The organism is Halorubrum sp. Atlit-8R (assembly GCF_003666025.1).
GTDB lineage: Archaea > Halobacteriota > Halobacteria > Halobacteriales > Haloferacaceae > Halorubrum > Halorubrum salinarum.
Genome location: NZ_QPLV01000049.1, coordinates 1 through 476, shown reverse-complemented (window position 1 = coordinate 476; position 476 = coordinate 1). Strand labels below are relative to the sequence as shown.

The window sequence follows — 476 nt, the reverse complement described above, 5'->3', positions numbered from 1 at the left end:
GCTGGAAAGAGTACTTCACGTCGGAAGCGGTCACGGGGTCACCGTTGTGGAACGCCGCGTCCTCGCGAAGCGAGAACGTGTACGTCTTCTTGTCTTCTGAGACGGTGTAGTCGGTGGCGAGCCAGTTCTGGAGGGTTGGCGGCGTCTCGTCGGTGTAATAGAGGAGTGGGTCGTAGAGGTTGTGAAGGAGGATGGCCTCGATGTTGTCCGACCCCTTCATCGGATCGAGTGAGGTCGGTGTGATGGTTGTCACATATTCGAAGTCAGTCGACGATTTGTTAGCTGATGTCGCCTGATTATTGCCGGACGACGTTGACCCACCTGAATTAACAGATGTAGTTTCTTCCGACTGATTCCCAGTACATCCTGCAACCGTGATACCAGTACCAGCCAATCCACTGTATTTTAGGAACGATCTCCGGTCGATACGGCCCTTGTCACGCTTGACCATACCATCACCATGTGAGTTAGGGTGC

The 476-nt window shown here is 53.8% G+C and carries 1 protein-coding gene; it reads right to left on the bottom strand.

The window, feature by feature from the left end; translation table 11 throughout:
• The coding region (locus DVK05_RS16520; RefSeq protein ID WP_121564960.1) for a twin-arginine translocation signal domain-containing protein at nucleotides 1-451 on the bottom strand (451 nt) is incomplete at its 3' end.
• Nucleotides 452-476 lie beyond the last annotated feature (25 nt).